Genomic DNA, 8,854 nt, shown 5'->3' with positions numbered 1-8,854 from the left:
TCTATCATCGGCGCATAACTTCAATCGGGGACTGATTTCCCCACTTAATTTCTTATAGCCCGGAGCTGAGGCTCTTTAAGAGGAAATACAATGAAACGTTTAAGCATTGCATTAATTAGCTTAATTGTACTTAGCGCTTGTTCGACTACTCACCCTCTTGAAAAAAGGGTGAATAAAGACAACTTTCAAACGGTTACAGTAGAACCTAGCGCCGAACTAACCAGCAAAAGCCAAGCGCAAGCTGAACCCTTACGCTTTTGGGCTAATCAGCAGCCAGAGTTTTTACTGTCAGAAAACAATACTACCCCGCTGAAGGTAAACGGTGAGCGCCTTAACTTCTTGGCCCTCTCCGGTGGTGGAGCCGATGGCGCTTATGGCGCCGGAGCCCTAGTGGGTTTACACGACCAACAACAATTACCTGAATTTACCATCATCACGGGTATCAGCGCGGGTGCCCTGATTGCTCCCTTTGTATTTGCCGGTGAAGATCAAGATTTTGAGGCACTAAAAGCAGCAATGTTGAGTATTACCGACGATAAAATTCTTGGTAAGAAAAACATTCTAAATGTGTTGTTTAAAGACGCCTTCGCTAAAAAAGAAAGTTTGCTAACGTTAATTCAAGAAACCTACACTAGCGATATGATCGAGCGTATTGCGCAGCAGCATCAACAAGGTCGTCGCTTATTTATTGGCACCACCCATTTTGATTCTGGTGAACAAATTACCTGGAATATTGGCGCCATTGCCGCCAGCGACTTAGTCAACAGACAGGCTTTGATTCATCAAGTACTGGCAGCCAGTGCCTCAATTCCAGGGGTATTTCCTCCGCAGTTTGTTGAGGTTTACCAACAAGGCGAAAAATTTGAAGAGTTACACGTAGATGGCGGTTTGAGTTACCAGATGTTCTTCGACCCTTCTGGTTATGACTACTCAAAAGTGAGCAAGGCATTAGGTTTAAACGAAAAACCTAAGGTATATGTGATAAGAAATGGCGAGCTAAGCAACGACTATCAACCCGTTCCAGATAAGTCTGTGGGTTTAATTTCGCGCAGTGTACATTCGCTAATTTTACGCCAAGCTCGCGGCGACTATTACCGCATGATGTACATGAGCCAGAAAAACAATTTTGAAATTGCTTTAACCTACATCGATACAGACTTCGTATCTTACAAGAAACCTAAAGTGATGTTTGATACTCAGCACATTTACAACTTGTATCAACATGCTTACCGCAAAGCTCAACGCGGAGAGCTATGGGTAAGCGAACTACCAAACTAGTTTCGCCTTAATTTAGTCACCGGTGTCTAGCAGCGCCGGTGACAATTGGCTTTGCCCGCTTTGCAACAAGCCCTGATTAGCTAACCGTAACGCTTGTTCCAGCTGCACCAGCAAATAACGCTGCGCTCCCCGATAGCGATAAGCTCGGGGGACTCGAGTTTCAATCTTTGCTTGCCCCTTCAACCACAGCGAATTCGCCGAATTAAAATCGGGAAGGTATAAACCGACACGACTATCTAAGTAAATATTCCCCAAGGTGTTAAAAAAAGAGTTGCCGGAGAAATCTGGAATAACTAAACCCAAGACTTTCGAATAACGCGCAAACCCAGCTTTACCACCACGATGCGACACATCTACCCCACCATTGCTTGGGGTTAACGCCTTCGAACGAGAGGCAATAAACAGGGTATCGCAGCCCTCAATTAAGGACTGCACGTAAGTGTCATCAATCGCCAATTCGCTAAAATCTTCCGCTTTAGGCATGGCGCTACCGTTTCGCCAATGCACTTGGCGCTGCTGAATATACTTGGGGCAATTTCCAAAGCTTTGTTTTACCTCTAAACGTAGCATTGATGGGCTGCTGTAACTCACCACCCCATTAACGCGATTACGCCTACGACTGGCAAAATCCAAACCCAATAAGGCCAAATGGTCGTGACGGTCTACACTGAGCCGCCGTGAATACTCTAGTAAAACTCGAGCCTCGATCACGAGAGTCTGCGGGTTGGGCGACTGAATAAAACCTTGTCCAACAATAATAGGAGACGCCCAGGGATGTCCTTGATCATCGGTTAAACCGGCAAACAGCACCTTCTGTTGGGTAAAGAACTGTTGGTGCTGCAAGGGCAGATAATCTCGAATATAAGCCTCACCAATAGGACCAAGCTTATCTTTTACCCCTGCCTTTTGTTGCAGAGCAAGTTCTCCTTGATGAAACACCGCCATAGCTTCTCCTTTTTTAGATGGCTACAAACCCAAGTCAGTTAAGCCAGGGTGTTCATCAGGCCGGCGCCCTTGCGGCCAATGAAACAGCCGTTGCTCTGGGCTGATCGGCAAGTCGTTAATGCTGGCATAACGGCTGCGCATCAAACCATTTTCGTCAAACTCCCAGTTTTCATTCCCGTAAGCGCGATACCATTGCCCAGCTTGATCTTGCCATTCATAGGCAAAACGCACCGCAATACGATTATCGCTATAAGCCCATAGCTCTTTTATCAAACGGTATTGCTGCTCTTTCTCCCATTTGGCACTTAAAAACGCGGTAATTTGCTCACGTCCATTAATAAAACTAGCGCGGTTACGCCATTGGCTGTCTGGGCTATAAGCCGCCGCCACCTTTTCCGCTTGGCGTGAGTTCCAAGCATCTTCAGCCAGACGAACCTTTTGCGCAGCAGTTTCAGCGTTAAACGGTGGTAAGGGGTGTCGTTGTTGCATAATTGTTCCTCACTCAATGTTAAGTTAAGCCGCGCGCAAGGGCGTTTTTTGCATCGCAACAAAGCCTGACAAGGCTTCAAGGCGCTCTAACCAAGCCAAAATATTGGCATATGAATCCAGCGCAACCTGACCTTCAGGGGCGTGCGCAATATATGAATAACAAGCCACATCGGCGATGCTTGGCTCAGCGCCCACCATCCAAGACTTGCCCGCTAATAGCTGGTCAATCACCGCAAGTTGCTGATGACTGTTGGCAATAACAGATTCGGGATCATATGGAGCGTTAAACACGGTGATAAGGCGCGCCTTAGCCGGCCCATCAGCTAGGTTACGGGCTATCGCTAACCACTGCTGGATTTGCGCCTGTAATTCGCTGTTTTTGGGATTCCAAGCTGGCGCATAGTTATTAGCTAGGTGGGTAATAATCGCAATGGAATCGCGGATTACCATCCCCTCATCCTCTAAAACAGGCACCTGCATCAAGGGATTGATTTGCCGAAAAGCGGCTTGCTTATGCTCTCCTTGAGCCAAATTAACCGTGACTTTTTGGTAGTTTAAACCAAGCAGAGCCAGCATTAAGCGCACCCGGTGGGCGTGTCCAGATAATTCAAAATCATACAGTTTTAACATCATCGTTCCTCGTTCATTTGGATTAGCAAAGATGAAACAGACCAGCTGGCCAAACACCAAAGTACACAGACCTGTCTCCTTTCTTATTCAAAATAGGAGACAGACCTGTCTATGTCAACGTGTTTTTTGAACCATAAAATCAACTATTTGATTAATCGAGATAAATAGTGAAATCTGAGTGGCTAATTAGAGTGAATAATGAAGGCCGTGCAAAAAAAGAGACAGAACGGTATACTTGTTGTATTAAGACTGTAGGAAAGAATGATGACTAGCCGCAAACGAGATTTGCTTATCGATACCGCGCAGCAATTATTTTACCAGCAAGGATTTCGTGCCACCGGTATCGACACCATTTTGGCCAGCTCTGGAGTGGCCAAAAAAACCTTATACAATCACTTTAAGTCTAAGGAAGAGTTAATTGTTGCCTGTTTAAGGCGCCGCGATCAGCAGTTACTGGTTTTACTTAAAGACAAGATTGAACAGTTTATTCCGCAGCAACAGTGTGAGCTTGAGTTTGCCCCCGTTATGGCGTTTTTTGATGGCTTAGATGAATGGATTAACTCCAGCGCTTTTTTTGGCTGCATGTTTATTAATGCCTCTGCCGAATACCACTCGCAAGACCATCCAGTACACCTTGCCTGTAGCGAACATAAAGAGGCAGTACGGCAACTGATTCAACAACAGCTAAATGGCTTAGCACTTAAGGATCCATTAAGCCTAGCCAAACAGCTAGCCATGCTGGCCGATGGTGCCATTGTAGCAGCCCATACTTGTAACGATGCAACAGCTGCCAAACGCGCCAAACAAATAGCTTACATCTTATTGAAGCAATCCCTATAAAACCAAAGCCGAGTTATTGCTCGGCTTAGTTAGGCATAGTACTTAACGATATTTAGCGCTTACAGAAACACACTAGGGATCTCGTTAGGGTAGCGCTGCTGCGCTGGTTGATTGTAATCAATATCAGTGACCCCCAATAAATGCAGCACTTGATATAGCGTTTTAGCTACATGGCCAAAAGCTATGCCGGCATGGTGAGGATAACGTTTCTCAATCAATACATGGCGGTAGAAACGTTGCATTTCAGGAATAGCAAACGCTGCAATCGCGCCAAATGACTGAGGGTCAATATCCAAAATATCGCCCTGAGCCACGTAGGCTCGCAATTGAGTATCGGCGGTAGACTGTAAGCGGAAGAGTGTAACTTGGCCGGGTTTAATTTGCCCCTCTAAGGTGCCACGAGTAATGTTTGGCTCTTGGCCCGCTTCCATCAAGCTATGCATGATCTTTTGGAAACGTAGCTGCGAATTTTTCATGCAGCTTGGCGCGGTATTACCACAGTGAAAGCCCATAAATAAGTCTTTCGCCGTATATTCGCCCAATATGCTGGCATTAGCCGCCACCATGTCTTGAGGCACGGTATTGTTAATATCCAGCAGCGTTGCCGGATGATTAGTAGCACAGCTAATCATGTATTCTGATAGCGCCCCGTAAATATCCACCTCACAAGCCACCGGAATGCCACGCTGCGCCAAGCGCGCATTCACGTAACATGGCACAAAACCAAAGAACTTCTCAAATGAAGGCCAGCACTTATTGGCAAATACCGCAAACTTAGAAGCGCCTAAATTGGCCGCGTGAAAATCTAACAAGGCTGCTTCATATTGGGCCAACTTAGGTAACAGATCAGGATAAGGATTGTTATCCCCTAGCTCGGCTTGCATTTCAGCAACAATTTTAGGGATGTCAGCATGCCCCTCGGCGGCTTGATAAAGGTCGAACAAATCCAGTTCGCTGTTTTCCATGATTTCAACGCCAAGGTCAAACAAGGCCTTGATGGGGGCGTTGCAAGCAACGAAGTCTTGAGGACGAGGTCCAAAGGAGAAAATTTTAAGCCCTTGTAAACCTAAAATAGTTCGAGCCACTGGCACAAAATCAGCAATCATTGCGGCCACTTCAGGGGCGGTACCAACCGGATACTCAGGAATATGCACCGCTAGGTTACGTAAACCGGCGCTGTAAGACGCGTTCAATACGCCACAATAAGCATCACCACGCGCGTCTTTTAAGCCTGCGGTAGTTTCTTCGGCCGCGGCGGCAAACATGCATGGCCCAGAAAAACGCTGCGCCATTAAACTCAGCGGGCCTTCGGGCCCGAAGTTACCTAAGTAGATAACCAAGGCGTTAATACCCGCCTGTTCAGCTTCGGCTAGGGCTTTAACTACATCATTTTCATTTTCAATAATGGTGTTTAATTGAACCAACTCAATGTCCTGCTCAATGCAGGCTCCAGCTACCGCCTGACGACGTTGCTCAGATAATGAAATAGGAAAACAGTCACGGCTCACCGCAACAATACCTAATTTTACTTGTGGGATATTAATCATCACTCGCTCCACGGGTGTAGGGTCTTTTGACCTTGTTATTAGTCTCCCTACTGTGCGTTATCAGCGAGTCATAATTGAATTGATGCGGATCAACAAAGCCGTTGCTTGTTAATTTGCGAAATACAGAAGTAAAAAAACGTTAGCTGAAAAAGTGATTTACAACATTCCACAAATAAATTTATGAATGGGCGCTACCGCTACTACAGCGATGATCATAGCGCCCGTTTAAAAGAAAGTGAGCCTCTTTGTCGCAAGTAAAAGTAACTTAAGCAGGCGAGACCGCTCGCTTTACCAAAAACAACAGCAAGCTAATTCTCGGGGCTCAGTTGGTAAAGATTGCCGCTATCGGTAGTAAAATACAGCAAACCTTGCGGGCCAACACTTAAGGCCCGGATCCGCTCGTTCAACTCAGTTAGTAAACGTTCCTCAGCGATAGCATTTCCCTGTTCATCCAGCACAATACGATTAAGGTGCTGCAACTTTAAGGCGCCAGTGAATAAGTTACCCTGCCACTGGCTAAAAGCTTTAGCTTGATATAGCAGCAAAGAACCCGGCGCTATCGAAGGCACATACACCTTAGAGGGTGAGTGGATGCCCTGCATGGTTTCTGCTTCGCCTACCTTTAAAGGCCCCCAATACTCCTTGCCATGGGAAGTGATAGGCCAACCATAATTAGCCCCTGCTTCAATTAAATTCAGTTCATCGCCGCCGCGCGGGCCATGTTCTATTGCCCACAAACGCTGCTTGAGTTCATCGTAGGCCAAACCTTGAGGATTACGATGACCATAACTATAAATGGCGTCGGCAAATTGGCTATTGCCAACAAAAGGATTATCGCTAGGAATGCTGCCATCGAGATTTAAACGCACGATGCTCCCAGCATGATTAAGGGTATTTTGGCCATTCTCTCGCACTCCGCGGTCACCAATTGAAAAATACAGATGCTGCTTATCGAAGGCGATACGACTGCCATAATGGCGATTAGTATCACTGGCAGAATCGCTAACAAACAACTCCTGCCAAAACGCAATACTCACTTTTCCTAGCTCATCTTGTAGTAACTGAGCCTTAGCTAAAGCGGTCACCCCCTGACCTTGCTGAGGCTTGCTGTAGGTAAAGTAAAACCAACCATCAGGCCCCTTCACTACGTCTAACAAGCCACCTTGGCCACGCGCCCAAATGGTGGGTAAACCAGTGATTTTTTGCCATGCAGGCTGCTGGGCAGATAGTTTATCGAGGCGAAGGCTCAACAACTCGCCGTGGCGTAAGCTAATTATTAAGGTGTGGCGGTTCAACCAAGCCATGCCCCAAGGCACACCGGGTAATTGCGTCAAACGGGTCACTTGTAGAGTATAGTCTTGGCTGGTGAAACGCTGCTGCACGCCCGCAGAAGCAATAGCGAACGTTGCTAGCAAAGCCAACATTAATCCCGCAACAGCCCAGCGATGTTTGATTGCCATGTTCATCTTGCCTACTCCATCAGCTCCCTCACTACACCTTAGCATTGTCACCTCGCATCGTCGAAAACCTTAGCGAGTCACCGCATCAATACAGCCGGTTTCAAGCTTGAGATGCAAAACAATTCTCTCATTTGATTTGGTTTTAAGTATAATTGTTTAGCTAACCAGCCTTTAGTACGTTTTGTAGCACTAATGGCTTAAATACCACAGACTGGAATTTATCATGAAAAAAACGCTCTCAGCGCTTATCCTCACATCTTGCTTTTCACTGCCAGCCTTAGCCGAAACCCCTGTGATGTTTTCAAGCATTGATGGTTTCAATGCTCCCAACGCGAATGCAGTTAGTGGTGTGCGCCTATCGGTATTACACGGCAAAGTCGATGAAGTGAAAGGCGTCGATTTTTCGGTTTTAGGTATGTCTGAAACCAAACGCAGCACTGGCATTAACTTTGGCTTATTCTGGGGCGGTGCTAAAGTCACCGAAGAAATGAAAGGCGCTTCTTTAGGTTTATTTAACTGGAATACCGGCTTAACCACCGGGGTAAACCTAGGCGCGGTCAACTTCACCAATAACGTTAACGGCTTAAACTGGAGTGCGGTAAACTTTTCGCAGGGCTATACCAAGGCCGATGTAGGTTTGGCCAGTATTTCTAACAAATCTAACGTTCAAATAGGTTTGTTCAATATGACTAAGCAAATCGACGGCATACAAATTGGCATCATCAATTGTGCCGATAACGGCTTCTTTAAATGTTTCCCAATATTTAACTTCGCCAAATAAGCTATAGCCAACATACAAGGGAAAGCCAACCTTTCCCTTGTTGCAATAACAAACACCGACTCATTTAATTCCATCCCCCTCATGGCACTCGCACCTATCGATGCGAATAATCTCTCTACAGGCGATTATTGTCACGCTGATTAACCGCTCGCCCCTTGTCTATCGGTTTAAACCTTTACTGCCGGCATGGCCAATTCGAGGCATACCGAACCATGAGCTACATTTAAGACCGTGTCCTTACCCGCTAAACCTCTCACATGGTCTTTATTTGGTAGAAGACCCAAGCATAACCAACCAGACAGCGTTAGCTCACAACAAACTTGAAAAAAACTCACCAACAAATAGCGACATTCTATACTTGAATCAACCAACTGAAGGGTTTCGCTTAAATGATACGACTTCGAAGACTTTGCTGGACATTACTTTTATTAAGTAACGCAGCCTTAGGAGCTCAAACACTAAAAGTCGCCTTAATCGACCATGACCTCGATGCCGGGGAAGAAGCCAGTATAAAAAGCTTAAAGCTTGCTGCTAACAACTTAAACATCTCCCTTCAGCTGCTTCCGCTACCGGAAATTAGAGCCGAGCACCTAATGGAGTACGACGAACTCGATGGTGAAGCTTTTGCTTATGAAATCCCCGGCCGTCAAACGAAAAACATGTTTAAAATCGATGTTCCAATAGAAAGTTCAGCCTTATGGATATGGGTACACCAAAGCCAAAGCTGTATTGAAGAGCCAAGCGAGTTAGCTCACTTCAAGCCGGTTGGCATTACTGGCATCCCTTATTTTGAGATGTTTTATCAACTCTCAGAGCTGGGGTATGAAAAAGTATCCAACCCACATAAATTAGTCACCATGCTGCGGCTAGGCCGTGCTGACTAT

General features: G+C 46.1%; 9 protein-coding genes. 4 read left to right on the top strand and 5 right to left on the bottom strand.

Translation table 11 applies throughout. From position 1 onward, the window contains the following. The first annotated feature begins 90 nt into the window (after window positions 1-90). Window positions 91-1,278 (top strand): patatin-like phospholipase family protein, encoded by a 1,188-nt coding sequence (locus ACQY6Q_RS15375; RefSeq protein WP_427982714.1) that lies wholly within the window; start codon window positions 91-93, stop codon window positions 1,276-1,278. 12 nt (window positions 1,279-1,290) lie between these two features. Here ACQY6Q_RS15375 and ACQY6Q_RS15370 read toward each other — a convergent pair whose 3' ends face one another. From ACQY6Q_RS15370 to ACQY6Q_RS15360, 3 genes are read right to left on the bottom strand one after another with little or no spacing between them, the layout of a single operon-like run. After that, entirely contained in the window at window positions 1,291-2,223 is a 933-nt protein-coding gene (locus ACQY6Q_RS15370) for a pyridoxamine 5'-phosphate oxidase family protein (RefSeq protein ID WP_427982711.1), read from the bottom strand. Between the two features lie 21 nt (window positions 2,224-2,244). Next, the gene (locus tag ACQY6Q_RS15365; RefSeq protein WP_427982709.1) at window positions 2,245-2,712 is read right to left on the bottom strand and encodes a DUF1348 family protein; all 468 of its coding nucleotides are present in this window, start codon (window positions 2,710-2,712) and stop codon (window positions 2,245-2,247) included. A 24-nt stretch (window positions 2,713-2,736) separates the two neighbouring features. Beyond that, on the bottom strand, window positions 2,737-3,342 hold the full coding sequence (locus ACQY6Q_RS15360) for a glutathione S-transferase family protein (protein WP_427982708.1): 606 nt from the start codon (window positions 3,340-3,342) through the stop codon (window positions 2,737-2,739). Between the two features lie 264 nt (window positions 3,343-3,606). On the opposite strand from ACQY6Q_RS15360, the gene ACQY6Q_RS15355 reads away from it, so the two are divergent. Next, on the top strand, window positions 3,607-4,182 hold the full coding sequence (locus ACQY6Q_RS15355; protein ID WP_427982705.1) for a TetR/AcrR family transcriptional regulator: 576 nt from the start codon (window positions 3,607-3,609) through the stop codon (window positions 4,180-4,182). A 59-nt stretch (window positions 4,183-4,241) separates the two neighbouring features. Here ACQY6Q_RS15355 and ACQY6Q_RS15350 read toward each other — a convergent pair whose 3' ends face one another. After that, complete coding sequence (locus ACQY6Q_RS15350; protein WP_427982702.1) at window positions 4,242-5,729, bottom strand: L-fucose/L-arabinose isomerase family protein; 1,488 nt, start codon at window positions 5,727-5,729, stop codon at window positions 4,242-4,244. A 308-nt stretch (window positions 5,730-6,037) separates the two neighbouring features. Further along, on the bottom strand, window positions 6,038-7,195 hold the full coding sequence (locus ACQY6Q_RS15345; RefSeq protein ID WP_427982700.1) for a PQQ-dependent sugar dehydrogenase: 1,158 nt from the start codon (window positions 7,193-7,195) through the stop codon (window positions 6,038-6,040). A gap of 217 nt (window positions 7,196-7,412) precedes the next feature. Here ACQY6Q_RS15345 and ACQY6Q_RS15340 point away from each other — a divergent pair, with 217 nt between their 5' ends. Both ACQY6Q_RS15340 and ACQY6Q_RS15335 read left to right on the top strand, forming a co-directional pair. Continuing rightward, a complete protein-coding gene (locus tag ACQY6Q_RS15340) occupies window positions 7,413-7,970 on the top strand; it encodes a VC2662 family protein (protein ID WP_427982698.1) in 558 nt (185 codons plus the stop codon). Between the two features lie 389 nt (window positions 7,971-8,359). Further along, the coding region (locus tag ACQY6Q_RS15335; RefSeq protein ID WP_427982695.1) for a hypothetical protein at window positions 8,360-8,854 on the top strand (495 nt) is incomplete at its 3' end.

The organism is Agarivorans sp. (assembly GCF_050295395.1).
GTDB lineage: Bacteria > Pseudomonadota > Gammaproteobacteria > Enterobacterales > Celerinatantimonadaceae > Agarivorans.
This window is presented reverse-complemented; position numbering and strand designations above follow the sequence as displayed.